The following is a 25,750-nucleotide window of genomic DNA, read 5'->3' on the forward strand; positions in this document are numbered from 1 at the left end:
GGCGGCTTTAGCGCGGTGGTCCCACCTGACCCCATGCCGAACTCAGAAGTGAAACGCCGTAGCGCCGATGGTAGTGTGGGGTCTCCCCATGTGAGAGTAGGGAACTGCCAGACATCAAATAAGTGAAAAGGCCATCCGCAAGGATGGCCTTTTTGCGTTTCTGCCCTGCACAAACCGTAGGCCGGGTAAGGCGAAGCCGCCACCCGGCAGAGCAAACGACTAATGAATCACCTGCGAAAGGAATGCTCGCGTACGTTCTGACTTCGGATGCGCAAAGAACTCATCCGGCGCCGCCTGCTCAACAATCTCGCCGCGGTCCATAAAGATCACCCTATCTGCCACCGTTCTGGCAAAACCCATCTCATGCGTCACGCAGAGCATCGTCATACCGGATTGCGCCAGCCCAATCATGGTATCCAGTACCTCTTTCACCATTTCGGGATCCAGCGCAGATGTTGGTTCGTCAAACAGCATGATTTTGGGTTTCATGCAAAGCGAACGGGCGATAGCCACACGCTGCTGTTGTCCGCCCGAGATCTGGCCGGGAAACTTATTGGCGTGCTCCGCGATACGAACGCGTTCCAGGTAGTGCATCGCCAGCGCCTCCGCTTCCTGTTTCGGCATCTTTCGGACCCAAATCGGCGCAAGCGTACAGTTCTGCAGAACGGTCAGGTGTGGAAACAGATTAAAGTGCTGGAATACCATTCCCACTTCCTGCCGCACGCGTTCGATATTGCGGATATCTTCATTCAGCTCGATACCATCAACCACAATGCGCCCTTGCTGATGCTCTTCAAGATGGTTAATACAGCGAATGGTTGTGGATTTACCTGAACCGGAAGGGCCGCAAAGGACGATGCGTTCGCCCTGCTTTACCTTAAGATTGATGTCCTTCAGGACATGAAACTGTCCGTACCATTTATTGACGTTTTCCAGCGTAATCATCGCGTTGGCGGGTGTCATAGTAATCTGGCTCATAATTTCCTCAGTGCGGTGTACGCCCGGTGTTAAAGCGCTTTTCCAGATGCTGGCTATAGCGCGACATGCTAAAACAAAAGATCCAGTAGATCAGAGCGGCAAAGACATAGCCCTCGGTGGACATACCCAGCCAGACAGGGTCAACGGTTGCCTGTTGTACGCTGCTAAAGAGATCGAACAATCCGATGATGATCACCAGGCTGGTATCTTTGAAGAGAGCAATGATCGTATTGACCAGCCCAGGGATAACCAGCTTGAGCGCTTGCGGAAGGATCACCAGCCCCTGCGTTTTCCAGTAACCGAGCGCCAGCGATTCCGCCGCTTCGTACTGGCCTTTGGGCAACGCCTGCAGGCCACCGCGCACAACTTCAGCGACATAGGCGGACTGGAAGAGAATCACCCCGACCAGGGCACGGATCAGCTTGTCGATCGTTGTGCCTTCCGCCATAAACAGCGGCAGCATGACCGACGACATGAACAGTACGGTGATAAGCGGTACGCCGCGCCAGAATTCAATAAAGATAACGGAAAGCACGCGTACGACCGGCATTTTTGAACGGCGACCCAGGGCGAGTAAAATGCCCCACGGCAGCGCGCCGGCGATCCCTACTGAAGCGATAATCAACGTCAACGTCAGACCGCCCCACTGGCGTGTTTCAACACGTTCCAGCCCCAGGAAACCGCCATACATCAGCACCCAGACAATAATTGGATATACCACTGCCCAGCCGGCAATATACCGTCCACGATGAGGCAGCTTTTTCCAGAACATCACCGCGATAGAGAGCAGGCCGATGACCAGCGCCAGATTAATCCGCCAGCGCTGTTCATGCGGATACAATCCATACATGAACTGACCGAAGCGCTCATGAATAAATACCCAGCAAGCGCCAGCTTTTGTGCAGTCTGCTCGGGTTGAACCGACCCAGTTGGCCTGTATAACCGCCCAGTTCAGCAGGGGAGGGATCAATTCCCACATGAGCCACAGGCAGACAATCGTCAGCAGGCTATTACTCCAGCTGGAGAATAGATTCTTACGCGCCCAGAGAATAAAACGTCCACCCGTCGAGCTGGCAGGGCGCGAGGAGTGCGACAGTATCGCTTTTGTCATCATAGATCCTTAGCGCTCGACCAGTGCTATACGACGGTTATAAAGGTTCATCAGCAACGAAATGGCCAGACTGATGATCAGATAGACGGACATGGTGATGGCAATGGTTTCTATAGCCTGTCCGGTCTGGTTAAGCACGGTTCCGGCGAAAAGAGACACCATATCCGGATAACCAATGGCAGCTGCCAGCGACGAGTTTTTGACAATGTTGAGATACTGGCTGGTCAGGGGCGGAACGATCACCCGTAAAGCCTGCGGAATAATGACCTGGCGAAGCGTCACGGTATTCGGCAAACCGAGTGAACGTGCCGCCTCGTGCTGCCCGTAAGGTACGGCCTGGATCCCGGAGCGGATGATTTCCGCAATAAACGCGGAGGTGTAAATTGAAAGCGCCAGCGTTAGTGCTGCCAGTTCAGGAATTAACACCATACCGCCCTGGAAGTTGAACCCGCGCAGATGAGGAATATCCCAGTGCAGGGCTGCACCAAAAAGCCAGTGAGCAACTAACGGTAAGCCAACAGTCAGCGCAGCGGCAGTTGGCCATGTTTTACGAAGCTGTCCGGTTTTAATCTGGTGCTTGCGGTTATAGCGGAACAGGCCGACGGAAATCGCGAGCGCAACAATAATAGCGACGATAAAGGCGTAAATCCCTTCGGCAACCTGCGGAGAGGGAATGTATAACCCACGATTACTCAGGAAAAACAGCTCAAACGCATCGACGGCCTGGCGGGGACCGGGAAGGTTACGCAGCACCGCGAAATACCAGAAAAAGATCTGCAGCAGCGGTGGGATGTTGCGAAACGTCTCAATATAAATAGTGGAAAGCTTTCGCAGGAGCCAGTTTTCAGAAAGACGCGCCAGCCCAATAAAGAAGCCCAGGATGGACGCGAAGACAATACACAGTGCGGATACCAACAGCGTATTCAGTAAACCAACCACAAACACGCGTCCGTACGTGTCTCCTTCCTGATAGTCGATAAGGTGCTGAACAATCCCAAACCCCGCGCTGCGATCCAGAAACGCAAACCCGGAGGTAATACCGCGATTATTCAGGTTAGTGATGGTGTTATGGATGAGATACACGGCGATAAGAACAACCGCAACAATAGCAATAATCTGGAATAGCCAGGCGCGGACCGCGGGATGAGAAAAGGATAGCGATCCTTTTACGGCTGAGCGGCGATGGGACATAAAGAAACCTCAGTAACCATGACTCTGGAGTGGGCACTGCCCGAGCAGTGCCCGTTACAGCTATGACTTAACGTACTGGTGGCGCGTACTGAATGCCGCCGTTATTCCAGAGATTGTTCTGGCCGCGTTTGATCTTCAGCGGGCTTTCCGATCCCACGTTACGCTCGAAGATCTCAGCGTAGTTACCCACCTGTTTGACGATGTTGTAAGCCCATTTGTTATCCAGCTTCAAATCCTTGCCGAAGTCACCTTCTTTACCGAGCAGGTGCGCCATATCCGGTGTGGAAGGATTCGCCGCTTTCTCATCGACGTTTTTCGAGTTGATGCCCATCTCTTCTGCATTCAGCATGGCAAACAGCGTCCAGCGAACGATAGAGAACCAGTCTTCATCGCCACGACGAACAACCGGTCCGAGAGGTTCTTTGGAGATTACTTCAGGCAGAACAATCCATTCCGCCGGATTGCTCAGCTTAATGCGTAAGGCATACAGCTGTGACTGGTCAGAGGCCAGCGTGTCGCAGCGACCAGATTCCAGCGCTTTGGCTGATTCATCCGAGCGGTCGAAAGTCACTGGGGTGTATTTCATCTTATTTGCTTTGAAATAATCCGCGACGTTCAGCTCGGTATCGGTGCCCGCCTGGATACACACGGTGGCGCCGTCCAGTTCTTTGGCGCTTTTCAGGCCCGCTTTATTGTGGGTCAGGAAGCCGATGCCGTCATAATAGGTCACGCCCGTAAATGACATCCCCATGCCTGCGTCACGGGAAGAGGTCCAGGTGGTATTACGCGAGAGCATGTCAACTTCGCCGGACTGCAGCGCCGTAAAGCGCTCTTTCGCCGTCAGCGGGGTGTATTTTACTTTGCTGTCATCACCAAAAACCGCAGCGGCGACGCCACGGCAGACATCCACATCGATACCGGTAAATTTGCCGTTCGCATCGGCATAAGAGAAGCCAGGCAAACCGTCACTGATACCGCATTGAACAAAACCTTTCTTTTTAACGGCATCCAGCGTCGTTCCCGCATGGGCTTGACCAGCTATGGCAAACAACATGCCTGCAGCGGTCAGGCTGGCTATCATCGTCTTTTTCATAATGGATCCTGTGTGGCGAAATTTATTGTTATAGAAGCGTTTTTAAGCGCTTAACCTGTCTGTGGCATTGGCCAACGTTTATAAAGCAAACGTAATGCCAGTTTTGCGTTCAGCGAAATAAGTGATAACTGAACGCTTAATGCAGAGTGTAGACAGGCTTAAATAAAATGAGCGCCCCGAAACAGTGCGAAATTACAACCTGTGCCACAAATTGGAGCAAAAGTTTTAATCGGGATGAGATAAAAGACGAGATAGTTTCAGCAGTGAATATTGGCAGAGTATTCAATAGTATTAATGTACGAAAATCATCAGATATAAAAAAGTGTTGATAGCGGTTGGATGAAATTACATATAAGAATAAATACGGTACTTTTTTATTTATTAGAAAATGGTGCACTCATTAAAAGCAAAAGCGCGGCCGGAGCCGCGCTTTCTGAGCAGATGTTACTTCGTCAGGGCAACAATACCTAACGTCAAACCCGCTACGGCGGCAGCGCCGCCGGCGATAGCACCCGCTGTTTCCCAGTTATCCTGGGTGGTGCCTTTCATACAGGTATTGGTATGGACCAGTCGACCCTGGTCATCGTAAACCGGTACACAAGGAGAGTCGTGCGCGCAACCAGCAAGCAGCGCAGCGAGAAGTGCAACGGAAATGAATCTTTTCATGATGTTACCTCAGTATTATTTCTCATTCGCTACAAAGCCAGGAGGGCTATTAACGAACTGGAGATTATTTTACCACCAGGATAAGTTCCCGTTACACGTGGAATAATCTCAAATTATGTAGTTTGTAAAAATCATGGAGAAAAAACGTTTCATGAATGAATTCATGGAGAAATTATGGAGACGCAAGAGGGCATTTTTACTTAATGCAAACTCATGAGGTTTTAATGTGCAATCCGATAATGACTAATCCTTTGTTTATATTAAAAATAAAAAAGGCACCAAACGGTGCCTTCAGGGATATATTAATCCTTATGGTTGGTAAATCGTCGCCGGACCACCACAAAGAAAACGGGCACGAAGAAAATCGCCAGAAGCGTTGCGGAAAGCATGCCTCCCATTACGCCCGTACCAACGGCGTTTTGCGCACCGCTCCCGGCCCCGGAGCTGACCACCAGCGGCATAACGCCAAGAATGAAGGCCAGGGAGGTCATCAGGATCGGGCGAAGGCGCATTCGTGAGGCTTCCAGCGTGGCCTCAATAATCCCTTTACCTTCTTTTTCCATCAGGTCTTTAGCAAATTCGACGATCAGAATGGCGTTTTTCGCCGATAAGCCAATCGTCGTCAATAGACCGACCTGGAAATAGACGTCATTGTTTAACCCGCGCAGCGACGCTGCGAAAAGCGCCCCGATGACGCCCAGCGGCACAACCAGCATGACAGAGAAGGGAATGGACCAGCTTTCGTACAGCGCTGCCAGGCACAGAAACACCACGATCAGCGAAATGGCGTACAGGGCAGGCGCCTGGTTACCGGAAAGGCGCTCCTGATAAGACATTCCCGTCCAATCATAGCCGATGCCGGAAGGCAGTTTTGCCGCCAGGCTTTCCATCATCACCATGGCCTCACCGGTACTTTTCCCTGGGGCTGACTCACCGAGGATCTCCATGGACGGCATGCCGTTATAGCGTTCCAGACGAGGGGAACCGTAAACCCAGTGAGCGCTGCTGAAGGATGAGAACGGCACCATTTCCCCATTCGCGCTGCGCACGTAGAGGTTGTTGATGTCCCCCGGCAACATACGGAATTTCGCATCCGCCTGGACGTAAACTTTTTTCACGCGGCCATGATCGATAAAGTCATTCACATAGGTACCACCCAATGCCGTCGATATCGTCTGGTTGACGTCAGATATGCTAATACCCAGCGCCTGCGCTTTCTCCTGATCGACGTCCAGCTTGAACTGCGGTGTATCCTCCAGACCGTTAGGGCGCACGCGAACCAGCAGGTCAGGGTGCTCTTTCACCATACCGAGCAGCTGGTTACGCGCCTGCGTCAGCTGGGTATGCCCCAGGTTTGCCTGATCGATAAGTTCAAAGTCGAAGCCCGTTGCGGTTCCCAGCTCGATAATGGCAGGCAGGTTAAACGGAAATACAAGGCCGTCTTTAATCTGGCTGAACGCTTTTGTCGCTCGGCCCACGATGGCCCCAACGCTATTTTCCTCTCCAGAACGTTCTTCCCATGGCTTCAGGCTAACGAAGGCGATACCGGAGTTCTGGCCCTGGCCGCTAAAGCTAAAGCCGTTAACGGTAAAGACGGATTCAACGTTCGCTTTCTCTTTGGTCAGATAGTAGTCCTGAACCTGGTCGAGAACCTGCTGAGTACGCGTCTGGGTCGCACCCGCCGGGAGTTGGACCATCGTCATAAATACCCCCTGATCCTCTTCAGGCAGGAAGGAGGTAGGTAAGCGCAGGAACAGCACCGCCATCCCACCGACAATAATGACGTACACCACCAGATAGCGACCGGTCTTACGCAAAATACCGCTTACGCTGTTGCTGTAGTGCTCCACGCTCTTATCAAAGAGCGCATTGAACCAGCCAAAGAACCCCCCTTTCTTCTCATGATGATCGCCAGAGACGGGCTTAAGCAGCGTTGCGCAGAGTGCAGGCGTCAGGATCAGCGCAACCAGCACGGAGAGCGCCATGGCGGAAACGATAGTCAGCGAGAACTGACGATAGATGGCACCTGTCGAGCCACCAAAAAAGGCCATCGGAACAAAGACCGCCGAGAGAACCATGGCGATCCCCACCAGCGCGCCCTGGATCTGTTCCATAGACTTCTGCGTGGCCTCTTTCGGCGGCAGCTTGTCCTCGACCATCACGCGCTCAACGTTCTCAACGACCACGATGGCGTCATCAACCAGCAGCCCTATCGCCAGCACCATCCCGAACATCGTCAGGGTGTTGATGGAAAAGCCGAACGCCGCCAGTACTGCGAAAGTCCCCAGCAGCACGACCGGCACCGCAATCGTGGGGATAAGGGTTGCCCGCAGGTTTTGCAGGAACAGATACATGACCAGGAAGACCAGAACGATCGCTTCAAAAAGGGTCTTCACCACTTCATGAATAGAAATTTTCACAAAAGGCGTGGTGTCATAGGGATAGACGACCTTCAGCCCCTGCGGGAAGAACTGTTGCAGTTGCGCCAGTTTGCTCTTGATGGCTGCCGCTGTATCCAGCGCGTTTGCCCCGGTTGCCAGCTTAATCCCCAGGCCAGTGGCTGCCTGCCCGTTGATTTTGGTCACCATATTGTAGTTTTCGCCACCCAGCTCAATGCGAGCGACATCCTTCAGGTGAACCATCGAGCCGTCCTGGTTCACTTTGAGCGTCACGCGGCCAAACTCTTCGGGTGATTTCAGGCGAGTCTGCGCGATGATGGAGGCATTCAACTGCTGTCCGGGCACAGACGGCGTACCGCCCAGCTGGCCTGCCGCTATCTGATCGTTCTGCGTTTTCAACTGGTTGATAATATCCAGCGGTGTCAGCTGGTATTTGTTCATCGCGTTGCTGTCGAGCCAGATGCGCATCGCATACTGGGCACCAAACAGCTGAACGTCGCCGACGCCCGTCGTGCGGCTGATAGCATCTTTGACGTTCGAGGCGACATAGTCGGAGATATCATCCTGAGTGAGGTTTTTGTTGTCCGAAACAAAACCGGCGACCAGCAGGAAGCTGCTGCTGGATTTCTCAACGCCAATCCCTTGCTGCTGTACCTCTTGCGGCAGCAGCGGCATGGCGAGCTGCAGCTTGTTCTGCACCTGCACCTGGGCGATGTCCGGATCCGTTCCTGACTCGAAGGTCAGGGTGATGGTGACATTACCTGCCGAATCGCTGGTGGAAGACATATACATCAGGTTATCGATGCCGTTCATGTTCTGTTCGATAACCTGGGTCACGGTATCCTGCACCGTCTGGGCGTCAGCGCCGGGGTAGGTTGCGGAAATTGCCACGGCAGGCGGAGCAATCGTCGGATACTGGGCAACGGGCAGTTTGAGAATAGCCAGCCCGCCTGCAATCATCAAAATGATGGCAAGTACCCAGGCGAAAACCGGCCTCTGAATAAAGAAATTAGCCATGTCGTCGTTCCTTAACCGGCGGGAGTCGTGGTGGTATCTGGCGTGGCGACGACGGTAGCCCCTGGTCTGACTTTTTGTAATCCGCTGACAATCACGCGGTCACCGTTTTTCAGCCCTTCCGTCACCAGCCAGCGGTCGCCAATGGCCTGAGGCGCAACGACGGTACGTGATTCAACCTGGTTTTTATCATTAACCACCAGCACGGTTGCGTCGCCTCGCGGCGTACGGGTCACACCCTGCTGCGGAACCAGAATGGCATCTGGCTGTATGCCTTCATCAATGCGGGCGCGAACGAACATCCCCGGTAACAGCAGGTGTTGAGGATTCGGGAAAATGGCGCGCAGCGTGATTGAGCCGGTGCTTTCATCCACCGTAACGTCGGAGAACTGCAGGGTGCCTTTCAGCGGATAGGGCTGGCCATTCTCCATCAGCAGCTCAACGCTGCTGGCCGTGTCACCTTTTTGCAGGCTCGTCTGCTTCAGGCGCATAAATTCATTGCTCGACTGGGTGACATCGACATAAATCGGATCAAGCTGCTGGACCGTCGCCAGCGCTGCGGCTTGCCCGTTCGTGACGAGCGCCCCTTCCGTCACGCTGGATTTGCCGATGCGGCCATCGACAGGGGACGTTACTTTGGTATACGCAAGGTTGATACGTGCGCTTTCAACGCCCGCTTTTGCGGCGACAACGCTGGCATCTGCCTGCTGGGCCGTGGCCACGGCCTGGTCATACTCCTGCTTGCTGACGTACTGTGTTCCCACCAGTGGGAGATAACGTTTCACCGTCAGGTGTGCAATATTGGCTGCCGCCTGCGCCTTTGCCAGCTCGCCTTTCGCGCTGTCGTAAGCCGCCTGATAGGTGGCAGGATCAATCTGATAAAGTGAATCCCCTGCTTTTACATCGCTACCTTCCGTGAAGTTGCGACGCAGAATGATACCGCTAACCTGTGGACGAACCTCCGCAACGCGGAACGCATCTGTTCTGCCCGGGAGTTCAGTTGTGACGGCCAGCGGCGCGCTTTTCACGATATGGACGCTGACCTGAGGCGCCTGTGCATGTTGTTGTTGATTTTCCTGGCCATCGCATCCAGTGAGCAGTACAGCGCAGACAATGAAACCGGCTAAGGGTAAACGTCTGAAATGATTCGTCATTACTGTTCCTTTAAATACCCATTAACCGATGTTTGCCGTAGATCGGTAGTTGGGGCAGAGGGAAAAAATAAAATGTAGCTGCGTATAATAATGAGGGTATTTAATGTTTTTTAATTTATAAGTGCGAATGACGAGGCCTGAGGGGAAAATCAGAATCGGTCTCGTAGAAAAGAGGGATATACTTCTGCCCGATAAATCAGGTTAATAGGGTTTAATACGCAAATCATTTATTTCGTGAATTTAATTCCAGGTATGTATTTAGGTTACTTATAGATTAAGTGAATTGCCTTTTTTTGTGCAAAATTAAAACGGGTTTTAGTGAATACTTCCAGCCATCCGTACCTGATGTTACGTATATACCCAGTGAGTAAAGAGTAGCTGTCAATGGCGCGTAAAAAGAAAGAAGAGGCTCAACAAACCCGACAGCAGTTGATAGAGGCGGCTATCGGGCAGTTTGCGACGCGAGGCGTAGCCAGCACGACGCTGACGGATATCGCAGATGCCGCAAAGGTTACGCGCGGTGCTATCTACTGGCACTTTACCAGTAAAGCAGAAATATTTAATGCCATATGGGAACAGCAATTACCACTACGTGACATCATTCGCGACAGGCTTTCTCTCTCCGAAAATGATGACCCGTTGTTAATGCTTCGTGAGCAATTTATTACTGCGTTGCAGTATATCGCGCACGAACCCCGTCAATGTGCGCTGTTACAAATTTTGTATCATAAGTGTGAATTTACTAGCGATATGATTTCAGAGAATGAAATTCGGAAACGCATTGGGTTCAATTATGATTTTTTGCGCGTTACGCTGGAAAAATGTATTTCTCGGAACATCATTTCGTCGCAGATGAACGTTGATCTGACCATAATCGTATTCCACGGTTTTTTTAGCGGCATCATTAAAAACTGGTTAATGAATACCGACAGTTTCAATCTTTATCAGCAGGCGCCAGCCCTGGTCGATTGTATTCTGGCGACACTCCCTCTCTTGCGCGTGTCGCCTCGTGATGATTACTCCACAGCGCCTGGCAACATTTCACCCCTTGCGCAAAGCGCCTCGATGGTCTGCGCGCTGGCGGGTTTACCTAACAGATAACCCTGTAAGGTATTACAGCCCAGCTCCGTCAAAAAGGTTTGCTGCGCTTCGGTTTCCACACCTTCAGCCACGACTTTGAGATTGAGCGTTTTCGCGAGGGCCACTATCGCAGAGACAATGGTGGCATCCTCGCTTTCACCGCTTAACTCTTTCACAAACGCTCTGTCTATCTTCAGTTCACAGGCCGGTAAACGCTTGAGATACAGCAGGCTCGAATATCCGGTCCCGAAATCATCAATCGAGGCTTTCACCCCAGCATCCGTAAGCTCTGTCAGCACCCGCACGCTTTCATCGGGGTTGCTCATCGCCGTAGTTTCCGTGACTTCCAGGATCAACATTTCCGGCGGGACGTGATGACGCTCCAGGCAGTCGAGCACTGTTTTAACCAGCGAGGGCTGTTCGAACTGCAGCGTCGACAGGTTTACTGCCATTGACCAGTTTCGATGCCCCTGAAGATGCCATTCCCTCAGCTGGCGACAGGCTTCATTGAGCACCCAGTTACCAATAGGAATGATAAGCCCGGTTTTTTCCGCCAGCGGCAGGAAAAGATCCGGCGTCAGTAAACCCTGCTTCGGATGCTGCCAGCGCAGCAGCGCTTCAAACCCGAGCAGGGGGCCCGCGGGCGCGTGAAATTTTGGCTGATAAAGCAGGCGCAGTTCATCACGATCGATAGCCATCCACAGATCGTTCATTAACTGAAGATGGGTCTGCGCCAGCGTGTTCATGGAGGGCTGGAAAAAGTGATACCCGTTTCGGCCCATATGCTTGGTGTGATACATCGCCGCGTCGGCGTTAAACATCAGCTCACGGTTCGGTTTTGCCGTCGTGAGGGTAGAGGGCGATACCAATGCTAAGCGTTACCATCAGTTCATAGGGGTCTAGAGTGAACGGGCTATCGATCGCCCGCACCAGCGAATTTGCCAGCGAGGCCGCATCGTCCGGACCTTCTCCCTCAGCCAGCAGAACAAACTCATCGCCGCCAATGCGTGCAAGGGTAAACTGGCCCTTCAGGAGATGCAGCAGACGCTGCGTAACGGCGACCAGCAGCCTGTCACCGACATCATGGCCGTAGGCGTCATTGACGGCTTTAAAACCGTCGAGATCCATGAACATCAGGGCGAAATGGGTACCTTCACGATCGGCTTTGCTGATGGCCTGATCGAGCCGGTCCTCCAGCAGGATACGGTTGGGCAGACGCGTCAGCGTATCGTGCAGCGCCAGTTGCGCAAGTTCCCGGTTCGCTTCTGCCAGCGACGAAGCCAGAAGGGCGGTTCGTGCCTGCAGGCGGGCATCCAGCATCGACACCAGCAGGGTGATCCCAAGAATAGAGAGCGCGACGACGCTGACCAGCACGGCCAGCCAGCTGCCGTTAATACCGTGATGGTGAACCATGGTAGACATTGGAAACTGCGCGGCTTTCATCCCGGCGTAGTGCATACCGGCGATGGCAATTCCCATTGTGATGGCGGCACCCAGGCGCATCAGCACCTCCTGAGCGGCTTCGTGGCGCAGGCGGAAGGTCAGCCACAATGCCGCAAGCGAAGCGGCAAGCGCAATCACGACCGAAATGGCTACCCACAGCGTGTCCCAGACTATCCCCGGCACCACCTCCAGCGCAGCCATACCGGTGTAATGCATGGCAACAATACCGATTCCCATCACCAGAGCGCCGGGGAGCAGGCGGCGCATGCGCAGCTGTTCACAGCTGACGAGCCATAGCGTAAACAGTGACGACCCCACGGCGATGACCATAGATAAAATCGTCAGGGTCGCGTTGTAGCTCATGCTCATGGAGAGATCCATCGCCAGCATGCCGATAAAGTGCATGGCCCATACGCCAATGCCCATTGCAACACCGCCTCCCGCCAGCCAGACGCGCGCTGCGACGCCCTGACTCCCGGCGACACGTGCTGCCATATTCAGCGCGGTATAAGCGGCAAGGATGGCAACAGCAAAGGAGAGGGCTACAAGGATAGGGTTGTATTGGCTAACCAGCATGGTCGGTTCTACTCGAGTATGACGTTACGCAGGAGAGGTAGAGAAGGGCGAGACATTATCACCGTCAGGTAACGGCTCAAAGGGATTTAAATCCCCGTTTTTAGTGGGTAATACGGGGAGGTCGGTGACGGCAGGACGTTAATCGAGTTCTGAACAGTTCACTAATTTCAGCGGATTGACGGAGTTCATATTGCGGCACTTGTCGGTTTCGGTGCTCATCAGTTCAATCCACTGCATCAAGAGGGCATCGAAAAGGAAAACGGAGATTGCAAAGACAACCAGCCACCAGTATTTACGAATCATTGTGTCATTCCGCGAAAAGAGAGAGCCACTGAAGTGGTGGAAATATACACGAAAAGATGCGGTTTAAAAGCGGGATAAGCGAAGGTTTACAAAGCGTTGACGGTGACAGAAAACGACAATAAAAAAGGCGCATCCCCATGCCAGGTAGCGCCTTTTTAAACAAGCAGTTAGCTAATCGAAATTAGTTCATGCCGTATTTTTTCAGTTTCTTACGCAGAGTACCACGGTTGATACCCATCATCAGCGCAGCGCGGGTCTGGTTACCGCGGGTGTATTGCATCACCATGTCCAACAGTGGCTGTTCAACTTCAGCCAGTACCAGCTCATACAGGTCATTAACATCCTGACCATTCAGTTGAGCAAAATAGTTCTTCAGTGCCTGTTTAACCGAGTCACGCAGGGGCTTTTGAGTTACCTGATCCTGAGAGTTAACGGTAGAAACGGTCAGTACGTCAGAATTTACGCGTTGTTCGAACATAGTTCTGTCAGCTCTTTATTTCATTACGCAAGATTTTCGAAGTATGCCTCCAACGCCTCCAGCTGTTCGCTGGCATCCTCAATGGCGTTGAATGTGCGCCGAAACTGGTCATCTGGAGCGTGCTCCTGGAGATACCAGGAGACGTGTTTACGCGCAATTCGGTACCCTTTTGCCTGACCGTAGTGGTCATGCAGTTCCCGAACATGCGAACAAAGCAAGCGCTTTACCTCTGCCAGAGGCAGTGGGGCAAGCAGCTCCCCAGTGTCCAGATAATGCTGGATTTCCCGGAAGATCCAGGGTCTTCCCTGAGCTGCACGTCCTATCATCAGAGCATCAGCTCCCGTATAGTCGAGTACAGCCCTGGCTTTAAGCGGGTCAGTTATGTCGCCATTCGCGATAATCGGAATGGAAACCTTCTGCTTAACTGCCCGAATGCTGTCGTATTCAGCTTCACCATTGAACAAACAGGCGCGAGTGCGTCCGTGGATGGTCAGGGCCTGAATACCACAATCTTCGGCCAGTTGGGCAATCTCTACACAGTTACGGTGTTCCGGCGACCAACCCGTGCGAATCTTCAACGTAACAGGAACGTCCACTGCGCTGACAACCGCCGTCAGGATAGCTTTCACCTGGTCGGGGTATTGCAGAAGGGCTGAACCTGCAAGCTTGCGATTCACCTTTTTGGCCGGGCAACCCATATTGATATCAATAATCTGGGCACCACTTTCCACGTTAATACGCGCGGCATCTGCCATCTCTTCAGGCACGCTTCCGGCAATTTGCACGGTGCGAATACCAGGTTCATCAATGTGCACCATCCGAAGGCGGGATTTATCGCTTTCCCAAACCTGCGGGTTAGACGACATCATCTCGGATACGGTTAAACCGGCTCCCATCTCATAGCACAGCGTCCTGAACGGCCGGTCTGTAATACCTGCCATTGGGGCTGCGATCAGGCGATTTCTAAGCTGGTGGTGTCCGATGCGCATGAGTTAAGAAATGACCATACTGTGACTGCAAGGCGGCGTATATTACGCATTTTTTGCACGAGATGAAAGGCCAAACTTTGAACAATCCACTGTTATAGATCAAGGAATCGCCGCTCAATCTTTCTGTTGAAAATTATTCATTATTTAAATCATTAGGTTATGCTTGAATGGTTGTTTTATGGGCGCTTACAATTTCCCGTAACTTCTCATCAATTCTGAATAAATGCGACATATGAGCGGGATAATCTGCTGTTTTTAGCAGCAGATTTCCCCGCTTCATTGCGATCTACGTCGCATTTTAGAACATGATCTCAGGGCAAAAAATGCAGGTTATTCGACCACAAGACGACCATGGAGGGACTGTACCGGACGGTTATTATCGTGATGCATTGTGTGGGTGAATTTCTCAAGCTGCTCGGCGGAGACCGTCAGAGGATGCTTAAGCACGATCCAGGTGACGCCTTCTGAACACGGTGGCGTGGTTAGCGAACCGCTAAAGCGCCAGTACGTTTTATCATCCGGCAGCAGCTTATTCAGATTGAGCTCCTGCTTGATGGAGACGTTCAGCTCGGCCTGCTGAGGCATCACGCTCCACAATTTATCCAGCTCCGGATTCTCGGCCCCTTTGTCGAACATGACCGCGACCACCGTCAGTTCCCCCTTCGCGTTTTTATGCACAAGGTGCATTTCCATTTCGTAATGCTTGCCATGCACGGTGTTTTCGCTCGGCGCGTGGAAGTGGAACTGTTGTAACGTCCAGGTTTGCTTATCCAGCGTGATGGTGTCGCGTGTGTCGGCCTGCTCGCTTGCCTGAATGGTATGGCCATTGTTTGTCAGCGTCACAGGGCCGTCGATGTAGTGCGTTTGCAGCGGGGAAAGGTGGGCGTTAACGGTCGAGTCAATATTAATCGGAGACTGGTACATTCCGCTTTGACAGGTTTTGTACGCTTCATCCAGTTCGCCCCAGTGCTCCGGTGAACTTTCTCCTTTGTAGCTCCAGTGTGATGCGTATGCTGAAGCCGAGATCATGCTCAGCGCTAACAGCGCTGCCTTGCCATAAACGTGTTTCATAATATTCTTCCTGTGAATTTTTATTATCCAAATCAAAACATATCAATATGATTTGCATGGTTATTTTACCGGAGGCAGGCCAGGGGCGGGAGGAATATTCGAGGAGAAAAGGCGTGGTCAGAGGACCACGCCAAATACTTATTTTTTACGACCGGTAATACGGCACCACTCTTCCTTCTCCACAACAGGGTCGAGAGCGAAAAGATCGGCGTAGGCTTCGCAAACGCTCTCTGCCTGGCTTGCCAGGATGCCAGAAAGTCCCAGCAGACCGCCCTCAACGGGCAGCACGCTGATTAATGGCGCCAGTTCACGCAGTGGGCCCGCGAGGATGTTTGCGACCACCACATCGGCTTTCATGGCTTCTGGCTGCGCTTCCGGCAGGTATAGCTCCAGGCGATCGGAGACGCCGTTACGCTCGGCATTATCGCGGCTGGCCTGAATGGCCTGCGGATCGATATCGATCCCGATAGCTTTCGCCGCGCCCAGTTTCAGGGCGGCAATCGCAAGGATCCCGGAACCGCAGCCGAAGTCGATCACCGTCTTACCTTCCAGATCCAGACCATCCAGCCACTGCAGGCACAGGGACGTGGTTGGGTGGGTGCCGGTGCCAAACGCCAGGCCTGGGTCGAGCATCACGTTAACCGCGTTTTCATCGGGAACCTCGCGCCAGCTGGGGCAGATCCACAGACGTTTGCCGAACTGCATCGGGTGGAAGTTGTCCATCCACTCGCGTTCCCAGTCCTTGTCTTCCAGCTGTTCGATTTTATGCACAAAACCTGCACCCAGAAGAGGATGGTTTTCCAGAATCGCCACCACCTCTTTCATGTCGGTTTCGGCATCAAACAGGCCAATCACGTCGGTATCACCCCACAGGCGCGTTTCGCCCGGCAGCGGTTCAAAGACCGGCGTGTCGTGCGTGTCCTGGAAGGTGATGGAGACAGAGCCGGCTTCCATCAGCGCATCGCTCAGCTCTTCGGCGTTCGCGCCGGTTGTGTTCAGTTTTAGTTGGATCCACGGCATGGCAAAACTCTTTATTTATCAGTAGAAATCATAGCGGGTTGTGGTGCGGGCTGACCGAAACGGTTCCCCACCACAAACGCCAGTAAACTTAGCAGTAACGAAGGCACAATCGGATGGAAGCCCAGATACTGAATCTTAAATGTCGCAAGGATGGCATACAGCACGCCGCCAACAATCATCGCGCTCAGCGCGCCTGCAGCGTTCGCGCGTTCCCAGTAAAGACCTAATACCAGCGGCCACAGGAAAACGGCTTCAAGACCGCCAAACGCAAGCAGGTTCAGCCAGATAATCATCTCCGGCGGACGCCATGCGGCTAACATCAGCAAAGCGCCTAATACCAGCGTAATGACGGCAGACATCCGCTTCAGGCGACGTTCATTTTCAACCTGCTCAGGGCGCAGGTTCAGATAGAGATCTTTAATGATCGTAGCGGAACTTTGCAGTAACTGGGCGTTAATGGTCGACATAATGGCGGCCATTGGCGCAGCGAGGAAAATCCCGGCGGCGAAGGGCGGCAGCACTTTAACCATCAGCGTCGGGATCACCAGATCCGGCACGGTAAGGTCGGGGATCACCGCGCGCCCTAATGCACCTGCCAGATGCATGCCAAACATCAGGACCGCGACCACAATCGTCCCGATGATGATGCCCTTGTGAACGGCTTTACTGTCTTTATAGGAGATACAGCGCACGGCGGTATGCGGCAGACCAATCACCCCGAAGCAGACTAACACCCAGAATGAGGTCATAAAGGTCGGCGAGAGGATATCATCCGCGCCCTGCGGTGAGACCAGTTTCGGGTCAATCGCTTCAAGGGTTTCCACCGCATGAGTGAGTCCACCCGCGGCATGAACAATCCCCACCAGCAGAACGATCGTGCCGATGAGCATGACCATTCCCTGCAGCGTATCGTTCAGCACGCTGGCGCGGAACCCGCCAAACGCGGTATACAGCGCAATGCTTACCCCGAAGATAATCAGGCCTGTCTCGTAAGGGATCCCGGCCGCCGTCTCCAGCAGGCGCGCCCCGCCGATGAACTGTACGGTCATCGCGCCGATAAAGGCCACCAGCAGGCTTAAGCTCGCCAGCCACACCAGTAAGCGGCTCTGGTAACGGGCAAACAGCATGTCGTTGAGCGTGACGGCATTATAGCGGCGCGCCAGAATGGCAAATTTTTTGCCCAGAATACCGAGGGAGAGCCAGACGGCAGGTAGCTGGATCATGGCCAGCAATACCCAGCCTAACCCGTATTTGTAGGCCGCACCGGGACCGCCAATAAACGAACTGGCGCTAATATAGGTCGCGGTAAGCGTCATCGCCAGCACGACGCCACCCATCGAACGGCTGCCGAGGAAATACTCATTCAGGAAAGTGCCGGTCGCTCTTTTACGCATGGCATAAATGGATAAACCAAACACGACCAGCAGGTATGCGACAAGCGGCAGAATGACTTCAAGCTGCATCATCGTCCTCCAGCGGAATATCCCGGTAGATGAATTTCACCATCGCCCAGCACAGCAGAATAAACACCAGCGGTACCAGCAGGCAGGCCATTTCAAACCAGTGCGGCAGGCCGGTGATGCCAATAGCAGAGTCAGGTAAGTAAGCAGTTACTAACCATGCAGCAAGATAGAGAAGGGTCAGCCATAGCGCCCAGCGCGCTTCTTTATGGGCCTGAACAAAACGTTTGTCCATTTTTTGTCCCTTGTGGATGCAGAAAGCGGGGATTGTACATGATGGGGCTTTGCGATCCCCAGAAATAAAAAAAGGCCGGATAATCCGGCCTTTTAGCAACACAGCTCTCTTACTTCTCGTTCAGGCCGAGTTTTTTCTCCAGGTAGTGGATGTTAGTTCCACCATTCTGGAAGTGCTCGTCGCTCATGATACGCATCTGCAGGTCAACGTTGGTTTTGATACCGTCGATGATCAATTCCTGCAGGGCGTTCTTCATGCGGGCAATCGCCACGTCACGGTTTTCGCCGTAGCAGATAAGCTTACCGATCATTGAGTCATAGTACGGCGGTACGGTGTAACCGGCGTAGATATGAGATTCCCAACGCACGCCAAAGCCACCCGGCGCGTGGAAACGCGTGATTTTACCCGGGCTTGGCAGGAAGGTGTTCGGGTCTTCGGCATTGATACGGCATTCTACCGCATGGCCTTTCACCACGACTTCTTCCTGCTTGATGGACAGAGGCTGACCGGCTGCGATACGCAGCTGCTCTTTGATCAGGTCAACGCCGGTGATCATTTCGGTCACCGGGTGTTCAACCTGAATACGGGTGTTCATTTCAATGAAGTAGAACTCGCCGTTTTCGAACAGGAACTCAAAGGTACCCGCCCCGCGATAGCCGATATCGACGCACGCTTTGGCGCAACGCTCGCCGATGTAGCGACGCAGTTCCGGGGTAATGCCCGGCGCTGGCGCTTCTTCGACCACTTTCTGGTGACGACGCTGCATTGAGCAGTCACGTTCTGCCAGATAGATCGCGTTACCCTGACCGTCAGCCAGCACCTGAATTTCGATGTGGCGTGGGTTTTCCAGGTATTTTTCCATGTACACCATGTCATTGCTGAAAGCCGCTTTCGCTTCCGCTTTGGTCATGGAGATGGACTGTGCCAGTTCAGCGTCGCTGCGCACAACGCGCATACCGCGACCGCCGCCGCCGCCGGACGCCTTGATGATAACCGGGTAGCCAATGCGTTTAGCATGAGCACGGTTAGCATCCATGTCGTCGGTCAGAGGGCCGTCAGAGCCTGGTACGGTTGGAACACCGGCTTTTTTCATCGCGGTGATTGCAGACACTTTGTCGCCCATCAGGCGAATGGTGTCGGCTTTCGGACCGATGAAGATAAAGCCAGAACGTTCAACCTGCTCAGCAAAGTTGGCGTTCTCAGAGAGGAAGCCGTAACCCGGATGAATTGCCACCGCGCCGGTGATTTCAGCGGCGCTGATGATAGCCGGGATGTTCAGATAGCTTTTTACGGACGGAGCCGGGCCAATACAGACCGTCTCATCCGCCAGCAATACGTGTTTTAAATCGCGATCCGCGCTTGAGTGCACAGCGACGGTCTTGATGCCCAATTCTTTACAGGCACGAAGAATACGCAGTGCGATCTCGCCGCGGTTGGCGATAACAATTTTATCCAGCATGTTCGCCTCGTTACTCGATGACGACCAGCGGCTCGTCAAATTCAACCGGCTGACCACTTTCGACCAGAATCGCTTTCACAGTACCTGATTTGTCTGCTTCGATCTGGTTCATCATTTTCATCGCTTCAACGATGCACAGGGTATCGCCTACGTTGACTTTCTGACCCACTTCGATGAACGCCTTCGCGTCCGGGCTCGGGGTGCGGTAGAAAGTACCAACCATTGGGGAACGTACGATGTGACCACTGATTTCTGCTGCAGCGGCAGGTGCGGCTTCAGCTGCTGCTGGCGCAACGGCTGCGGAAAGCGCAGGCTGCTGCACTGGCGCAGCGTAAGCTTGCTGCATTACCGGGAAGCTAGCGGCTGGGGCTGCACGGCTGATGCGTACAGACTCTTCGCCTTCAGAAATTTCCAGTTCGGAGATGCCTGATTCTTCAACCAGCTCGATCAGTTTTTTAATCTTACGAATATCCATGAGTGGGTTCCGTACTCTTGTTTAGTGTGATTGTGACAAGCGTTTTACCGCTGTCTGTAAAGCGTATGAATAGCCGTCTGCGCCCAGTCCGCAGATAACGCCAGCAGCGATATCCGACAGATACGAATGGTGGCGGAACGGCTCTCGGGCGTGCACGTTACTCAGGTGGATCTCGATAAACGGGATACTCACCGCAAGCAGTGCGTCGCGGATAGCAACACTGGTGTGCGTAAACGCGGCCGGATTGATCAGGATATAGTCCACAGTGTCTTTAGCCTGATGAATACGGTCGATGATTGCGTACTCCGCGTTTGACTGAAAATGATCCAAATCCACATTCAGCGAGGCTGCTTCCGTGCTCAGACGGTTAACAATTTCGCTCAATGTCAGCGTGCCGTACTTCTCTGGCTCACGGGTGCCGAGCATGTTCAGGTTCGGTCCGTTTAAAACTAAGATATGGAACTTATCAGTCATTATGCCGCTATCTCCTGCGATTTTCGGGTAAAAAACAAAATATACCGTCGAAGCGCAAATGTCACCTTTTCAGAGGCCCAAAACCGCTGTCAGGCGAATCAAGGTCGCACATTATAACGATTTCGTAGCATTTGGCAGCTAAATACTGGTCTTATCAGGGAAGATTATCAACCGCAATCCATAAAAGATTTGCGGTTGAGAGGTAATCTGCGGGAAAACGCACAGTTTCGCGAACTATCGCCACCACTGGCGGAACTTCTTGTAACGCCATGCTAAAAGCGCCACGGCCGCCAGCGCGTAAAGGACCGGCTGCGGAGAGAGGATCTTCACCGACCACAGATAATGAATGGGGGCAAGGATCGCGACAAGATAGACGAAGTTGTGCAGCAACTGCCAGCGACGGCCCAGCTTTCGCTGCGCATATTGCGTGGACGTCAGCGCTAACGCCAGTAAAACCACCCAGCTCACAATACCCAGCGTCAGATAAGGTCGAGTCACCAGCTCGCGGCCAAGCAGTGTCAGATTGTTAATTCCCAGTTCCAGCAGGGCGTAGCTGGTGAGGTGCAGGGTCGCCCAGGCAAAACACCATAGCCCCAAAAGCCGACGGGTGCGTATCAATAATGGCTGTTTAGCGTAGCGCGCCAGCGGCGAGACGAGCAAGGTGGCCAGCAAAAATTTCAGAGCCATCCGACCCGTAAAATGCTGGATATCCTTTGCCGGATCGGCGCTAAAGAGGCCCTGGCTGGCCGCCCAGAACAGCCACAGAAAAGGAAGTATCCCGGCTAAATGCAGCAGCACTTTCAGCCAGGTTATCTGCTTTGCCGTTAATCGCACTCAGAAGTTCTCCCGTAAATTAAGGCCACGGTAAAGAGACGCCACTTCATCCGCATACCCGTTAAACAGCAGCGTGGGCTGGCGCTTCACGTCCAGCGCGCCGCCGGAGCCGATAAAGCGTTCCGTCGCCTGCGACCAGCGGGGATGATCCACATGCGGGTTCACGTTGGCGAAGAAGCCGTATTCACCCGGCGCCGCCAGGTTCCATGTCGTTGGCGGACGTTCGCGGGTCAGCTTAATGCTGACGATTGATTTAATCCCTTTGAAACCGTATTTCCACGGCACGGTTAAACGGATGGGGGCACCGTTCTGCGGCGGAAGCGCCTTGCCGTAAACGCCGACGGTCAGGAGGGTAAGGGGATGCATGGCTTCGTCAAGACGTAGCCCTTCAACGTACGGATACTCCAGCCCGCCGCCGATGAACCGATCTTTCTGGCCCGGCATCTCGTCCGGGGCGTAGCGCGTCTGGAAGGCGACGTATTTTGCGTTGCTGGTGGGTTCAACCATCGCCAGCAGCTTATGCAGCGGGAAGCCTACCCAAGGCACCACCATCGACCAGGCCTCTACGCAGCGCATGCGATAGATACGCTCTTCGAGCGGGAAGCGGGTGGTCAGATCGTGATGGTCCAGCGTCAGCGGTTTTGCCACTTCGCCGTCGATTTTCAGCGTCCACGGATCGGTTTTCATGCTGCCGGCATTGGCGGCAGGATCGGCTTTATCCAGACCAAATTCGTAGAAGTTGTTGTAGCCGGTGACTTTATCTTCCGGCGTGAGCGCCAGCTTGTTTTGCCATTCGGCGGGTTGGGTAAAGGTAAGCGGGGCACCGGAAGGGGCCTTTGGGCGATCGTTGCCTTTAAACCAGTCGAGCAGGTCGGCGTGCGCCGCTGGAGAGAGCGTCAGTGCCGTGGCGCTGATGCCAAGCATTTTCAGGATCTGGCGGCGCTGTAACATAAAGACAGACTCAGACGTTACGTCGGCTTCCGTCAGTTTTCGGTTTTTCATGGCATCCTCCGTCATGCGTTTTTCTAAGCATGACGGAGGAGAAGCGTTAGCGCGAATATGTCACGAAAATTTGAAGATTAGGCGATTTTCACCAGCGCGCGGCCGTGGAACTGGTTATCCATGATCTTGCTGGCATATTCAGGTGCCTGGCTGAGCGTAATTTCGGTGGCGCTCTGGGTATAGAAAGATTCCGGCAAATCGCGCACCAGACGCTCCCATGCCTCTGCACGGCGAGCCGCAGGCGTCATCACGGAATCCACGCCCTGCAGGCGGACGTTACGCAGAATAAATGGCATGACGGTCGTTGGCAGGGCAAATCCGCCCGCCAGGCCGCAGGCTGCCACGCAGCCGCCGTAGTTCATCTGCGCCAGGACTTTAGCCAGCACCTTATCACCGACGGTATCCACCGCGCCTGCCCAGACCTGTTTTTCCAGCGGGCGGGTCTCGGCAAACTCATCGCGGCCAAGAATGCGGCTGGCGCCGAGCTGACGCAGATAATCATGCGTGCTTTCACGGCCGGAAACCGCCGCAACCTGATAACCCAGCTTGTGCAGCAGCGTGACCGCCGTGCTGCCCACGCCACCGCTGGCCCCGGTCACGACAATTTCACCCGACTCGGGGCGAATACCTGCATCTTCCAGCGCCATCACGCACAGCATGGCGGTAAAGCCCGCGGTACCAACGATCATCGCTTTGCGGCCATCTATGCCTTTCGGCATAGGCACCAGCCAGTCGCCCTTCACGCGCGCCTGCGTTGCCAGCCCGCCCCAGTGATTTTCGCCCACGCCCCAGCCGGTGAGCAGCACCTGCTGGCCCGCATGAAAACGAGGATCTTCGCTGCTGTGAACCCGGCCAGCAAAATCAATACCGGGCACCATAGGGAAATTTCGGATGATTTTACCCTTACCGGTGATCGCGAGCGCATCTTTATAATTTAAACTGGACCAGTCGATGTCGACGGTGACGTCGCCTTCCGGCAGGCGAGTCTCTTCTACGGCCTGTACGGAGGCAAGCGTTTTGCCGTCCTGCTGTTCTAGGATTAAAGCCTGCATATGGAGTCCTCACGGCTCAGATGATTGGAAAATAGTTCCTGGAGACTATACTCGCTCAGGGTAAAGCAATGCCGATTTAACGCAATAAATTGCCAGATACGCCAGGTTTGGTAGTATGCCGCATTTGAAATGCAAGTTAGCGCTTACTCGCTACCCCATCAACCCACGGAGTAATCTCAAGGATGCGATTAACGACGAAGTTCTCGGCTTTTATCACCCTGCTGACGGGGCTTACCATCTTTGTCACGCTTCTTGGTTGCTCTCTGAGCTTTTATAACGCCATCCAGGACAAACTGGTCAACCGGGTGCAGTCCGTTGCGTCGGTGATTGATACGCGTCTGCTGACCACTCCGCTTCCTGAGCTTTCCCGGGAGCTGGATGAGCTGATGGTGCCGGTTGATATTATTCAGGTCGACATTCAGCAGGGGAAGCATGCGGTTTTAAGCCATGAACGGCAGGACAGCTATCGACCTGCGGGTGTGGTGAGCCAGTATCGGGAAGTAACGGTGCACTCCCTTAAAAATCCGGGGATGACCATACGCATGGTCTACCTCGATCCGATGGCCAGCTATTTCCGTTCCATGATGACCACCGCGCCGCTCACTGTCGCCGTCGGCTTCATTATTTTGCTGATTTTTCTCGCGGTCCGCTGGCTGCGCCGCCAGCTCTCCGGTCAGGAACTGCTGGAGAACCGCTCCGTGCGTATCCTGAACGGTGAACGCGGCCCGCAGGTGCGCGGCTCGGTCCATGAATGGCCGTCACGCGCCAGCAGCGCGCTGGATACGCTGCTCTCAGAGATCCAGTTTGCCAGCGACCAGCGCAGCCGTATGGATACGCTAATCCGCTCTTATGCCGCGCAGGATAATAAAACCGGCCTTAACAACCGCCTTTTCTTTGACAATCAACTCGCCACGCTGCTCGACGACCCGGAGAAAGTGGGCACGCACGGGGTGGTGATGATGATTCGCCTGCCCGATTTTGATCTGCTGCGCGACACATGGGGACAGCGGGCGGCGGAAGAAAATCTCTTTACGCTGATCAACCTCCTCTCCACCTTTATTATGCGCTATCCGGGCGCGCTGCTGGCCCGTTACCACCGCAGCGACTTTGCCGTATTGCTGCCGCACCGCACGCTGAAGGAATCAGAAAGCATTGCCAGCCAGCTGCTTAAGGCCGTCGACGCGCTGCCGCAGAGCAAAATGCTCGACAGAGACGATATGGTCCATATGGGGATCTGCGCCTGGCGCGGCGGACAGTCGACAGAGCAGGTGATGGAGCATGCGGAAGCGGCCACCCGCAACGCGGTATTGCAGGGGGCGAACGGATGGGCGGTCTACGATGATTCGCTGCCGGAAAAAGGGCGCGGAAACGTGCGCTGGCGAACTTTGATTGAGCAAATGCTGAGTCGCGGTGGGCCACGTATTTATCAAAAACCGGCGGTCATGAAAAACGGCTATGTTCATCACCGGGAATTGATGTGCCGTATTTTCGACGGGACGGAAGAGGTTATTTCTGGGGAATATCTGCCGATGGTGCTGCAATTTGGGCTCTCCGAAGAGTATGACCGCCAGCAAATTACACGCCTGATTCCGTTTTTATCATTCTGGCCCGAAGAGAACCTGGCGTTACAGGTCACCGTTGAGTCATTAATACGCCCGCGTTTTCAGCGCTGGCTGCGTGATACATTAATGCAATGCGAAAAATCGCAACGCAAACGCATTATTTTTGAACTTGCTGAGGCGGATGTGGGTCAACACATCAGCCGGTTGCGTCCGGTGGTCCGTTTGATCAACGCGCTCGGTGCCCGTGTCGCGGTAACGCAGGCTGGTTTAACGCTGGTCAGCACCAGCTGGATCAAGGAGCTGGATGTGGAGCTATTAAAGCTACATCCGGGGCTGGTAAGGAATATTGAAAAGCGCACGGAAAACCAACTGCTGGTTCAGAGTCTGGTTGAAGCGTGTAAGGGAACGCGAACGCAAGTATTTGCCGCAGGCGTGCGCTCCAGAGGCGAATGGCAGATGTTAGCAGAGCGCGGGGTAACGGGTGGTCAGGGCGATTTTTTTGCTGCCTCTCAGCCGCTTGACACCAACGTGAAAAAATATTTGCAAAGATACTCTGTTTGACCTGCCGTTTACGTTGTTTTCACGTAGAATATCGCGCCTGTAGCTTTGAGTATGTCGAGCAAAAAGCCAG

Annotated in this window: 22 protein-coding genes, 1 rRNA gene and 1 pseudogene; 3 read left to right on the forward strand and 21 right to left on the reverse strand. The window is 53.7% G+C overall.

Annotation, left to right across the window (positions count from 1 at the left end; genetic code table 11):
- A 5S ribosomal RNA gene (gene rrf / locus UTO39_RS15320) occupies nucleotides 1-113 on the forward strand; the annotation flags it as partial.
- A gap of 106 nt (nucleotides 114-219) precedes the next feature.
- Here rrf and UTO39_RS15325 read toward each other — a convergent pair.
- The 7 genes from UTO39_RS15325 to UTO39_RS15355 form a co-directional block, all read right to left on the reverse strand.
- Nucleotides 220-978 carry an amino acid ABC transporter ATP-binding protein gene (locus tag UTO39_RS15325; RefSeq protein ID WP_320727523.1) on the reverse strand — a complete coding sequence of 253 codons (759 nt, stop codon included), beginning with the start codon at nucleotides 976-978 and terminating at the stop codon, nucleotides 220-222.
- Between the two features lie 7 nt (nucleotides 979-985).
- Nucleotides 986-2,089, reverse strand: coding sequence for an amino acid ABC transporter permease (locus UTO39_RS15330; protein ID WP_266178937.1), 1,104 nt, complete (start codon nucleotides 2,087-2,089; stop codon nucleotides 986-988).
- Nucleotides 2,090-2,098: 9 nt separating this feature from the next.
- Nucleotides 2,099-3,280, reverse strand: a complete 1,182-nt coding sequence (locus UTO39_RS15335; RefSeq protein WP_061096915.1) for an amino acid ABC transporter permease — start codon at nucleotides 3,278-3,280, stop codon at nucleotides 2,099-2,101.
- A 67-nt stretch (nucleotides 3,281-3,347) separates the two neighbouring features.
- The gene (locus tag UTO39_RS15340) at nucleotides 3,348-4,373 is read right to left on the reverse strand and encodes an amino acid ABC transporter substrate-binding protein (RefSeq protein WP_061096916.1); all 1,026 of its coding nucleotides are present in this window, start codon (nucleotides 4,371-4,373) and stop codon (nucleotides 3,348-3,350) included.
- Nucleotides 4,374-4,817: 444 nt separating this feature from the next.
- A complete protein-coding gene (locus UTO39_RS15345; protein ID WP_008502867.1) occupies nucleotides 4,818-5,039 on the reverse strand; it encodes a lipoprotein in 222 nt (73 codons plus the stop codon).
- A 302-nt stretch (nucleotides 5,040-5,341) separates the two neighbouring features.
- On the reverse strand, nucleotides 5,342-8,455 hold the full coding sequence (locus UTO39_RS15350) for an efflux RND transporter permease subunit (RefSeq protein WP_320727524.1): 3,114 nt from the start codon (nucleotides 8,453-8,455) through the stop codon (nucleotides 5,342-5,344).
- A gap of 11 nt (nucleotides 8,456-8,466) precedes the next feature.
- The gene (locus UTO39_RS15355) at nucleotides 8,467-9,606 is read right to left on the reverse strand and encodes an efflux RND transporter periplasmic adaptor subunit (RefSeq protein WP_266178940.1); all 1,140 of its coding nucleotides are present in this window, start codon (nucleotides 9,604-9,606) and stop codon (nucleotides 8,467-8,469) included.
- A 384-nt stretch (nucleotides 9,607-9,990) separates the two neighbouring features.
- Between UTO39_RS15355 and envR the strand changes: the two genes are divergently transcribed.
- On the forward strand, nucleotides 9,991-10,707 hold the full coding sequence (gene envR / locus UTO39_RS15360; protein ID WP_320727525.1) for an acrEF/envCD operon transcriptional regulator: 717 nt from the start codon (nucleotides 9,991-9,993) through the stop codon (nucleotides 10,705-10,707).
- Here the strand turns inward: envR and UTO39_RS15365 are convergent.
- From UTO39_RS15365 to UTO39_RS15430, 14 genes and pseudogenes are all read right to left on the reverse strand, one after another.
- A pseudogene (locus UTO39_RS15365) lies at nucleotides 10,623-12,705 on the reverse strand (putative bifunctional diguanylate cyclase/phosphodiesterase). The gene envR and the pseudogene UTO39_RS15365 overlap by 85 nt on opposite strands.
- Nucleotides 12,706-12,843: 138 nt before the next feature.
- Nucleotides 12,844-13,008, reverse strand: coding sequence for a DUF2556 family protein (locus UTO39_RS15370; protein WP_014885446.1), 165 nt, complete (start codon nucleotides 13,006-13,008; stop codon nucleotides 12,844-12,846).
- Between the two features lie 181 nt (nucleotides 13,009-13,189).
- Nucleotides 13,190-13,486: a DNA-binding transcriptional regulator Fis gene (gene fis, locus UTO39_RS15375; RefSeq protein ID WP_000462905.1), complete on the reverse strand. Its 297-nt coding sequence runs from the start codon at nucleotides 13,484-13,486 to the stop codon at nucleotides 13,190-13,192.
- 23 nt (nucleotides 13,487-13,509) lie between these two features.
- On the reverse strand, nucleotides 13,510-14,475 hold the full coding sequence (gene dusB, locus UTO39_RS15380) for a tRNA dihydrouridine synthase DusB (protein ID WP_008502861.1): 966 nt from the start codon (nucleotides 14,473-14,475) through the stop codon (nucleotides 13,510-13,512).
- 330 nt (nucleotides 14,476-14,805) lie between these two features.
- Nucleotides 14,806-15,546 carry a carbonic anhydrase family protein gene (locus tag UTO39_RS15385; RefSeq protein WP_320727526.1) on the reverse strand — a complete coding sequence of 247 codons (741 nt, stop codon included), beginning with the start codon at nucleotides 15,544-15,546 and terminating at the stop codon, nucleotides 14,806-14,808.
- Between the two features lie 138 nt (nucleotides 15,547-15,684).
- Nucleotides 15,685-16,566 carry a 50S ribosomal protein L11 methyltransferase gene (prmA, locus tag UTO39_RS15390; RefSeq protein WP_061096922.1) on the reverse strand — a complete coding sequence of 294 codons (882 nt, stop codon included), beginning with the start codon at nucleotides 16,564-16,566 and terminating at the stop codon, nucleotides 15,685-15,687.
- Nucleotides 16,567-16,577: 11 nt separating this feature from the next.
- Entirely contained in the window at nucleotides 16,578-18,029 is a 1,452-nt protein-coding gene (gene panF, locus UTO39_RS15395; RefSeq protein WP_151412478.1) for a sodium/pantothenate symporter, read from the reverse strand.
- Entirely contained in the window at nucleotides 18,019-18,261 is a 243-nt protein-coding gene (locus UTO39_RS15400) for a YhdT family protein (RefSeq protein ID WP_006178860.1), read from the reverse strand. The genes panF and UTO39_RS15400 overlap by 11 nt, the downstream gene beginning before the upstream one ends.
- 109 nt (nucleotides 18,262-18,370) lie before the next feature.
- Nucleotides 18,371-19,720: an acetyl-CoA carboxylase biotin carboxylase subunit gene (accC, locus tag UTO39_RS15405; RefSeq protein WP_003860388.1), complete on the reverse strand. Its 1,350-nt coding sequence runs from the start codon at nucleotides 19,718-19,720 to the stop codon at nucleotides 18,371-18,373.
- Nucleotides 19,721-19,730: 10 nt separating this feature from the next.
- Complete coding sequence (gene accB / locus UTO39_RS15410; RefSeq protein ID WP_008502856.1) at nucleotides 19,731-20,195, reverse strand: acetyl-CoA carboxylase biotin carboxyl carrier protein; 465 nt, start codon at nucleotides 20,193-20,195, stop codon at nucleotides 19,731-19,733.
- 21 nt (nucleotides 20,196-20,216) lie between these two features.
- Nucleotides 20,217-20,669 (reverse strand): type II 3-dehydroquinate dehydratase, encoded by a 453-nt coding sequence (aroQ, locus tag UTO39_RS15415; RefSeq protein ID WP_028014610.1) that lies wholly within the window; start codon nucleotides 20,667-20,669, stop codon nucleotides 20,217-20,219.
- A 234-nt stretch (nucleotides 20,670-20,903) separates the two neighbouring features.
- Nucleotides 20,904-21,503, reverse strand: a complete 600-nt coding sequence (msrQ, locus tag UTO39_RS15420) for a protein-methionine-sulfoxide reductase heme-binding subunit MsrQ (protein ID WP_320727527.1) — start codon at nucleotides 21,501-21,503, stop codon at nucleotides 20,904-20,906.
- Nucleotides 21,504-22,505, reverse strand: a complete 1,002-nt coding sequence (gene msrP / locus UTO39_RS15425; protein WP_151412458.1) for a protein-methionine-sulfoxide reductase catalytic subunit MsrP — start codon at nucleotides 22,503-22,505, stop codon at nucleotides 21,504-21,506.
- A 77-nt stretch (nucleotides 22,506-22,582) separates the two neighbouring features.
- A complete protein-coding gene (locus tag UTO39_RS15430; protein WP_061096927.1) occupies nucleotides 22,583-23,557 on the reverse strand; it encodes an MDR family oxidoreductase in 975 nt (324 codons plus the stop codon).
- Nucleotides 23,558-23,739: 182 nt separating this feature from the next.
- Between UTO39_RS15430 and csrD the strand changes: the two genes are divergently transcribed.
- Nucleotides 23,740-25,680 (forward strand): RNase E specificity factor CsrD, encoded by a 1,941-nt coding sequence (csrD, locus tag UTO39_RS15435; protein ID WP_320727528.1) that lies wholly within the window; start codon nucleotides 23,740-23,742, stop codon nucleotides 25,678-25,680.
- The last annotated feature ends 70 nt before the right edge of the window (nucleotides 25,681-25,750 follow it).

Origin of the sequence: Enterobacter sp. 118C5 (genome assembly GCF_034107645.1) — a bacterium.
GTDB lineage: Bacteria > Pseudomonadota > Gammaproteobacteria > Enterobacterales > Enterobacteriaceae > Enterobacter > Enterobacter nematophilus.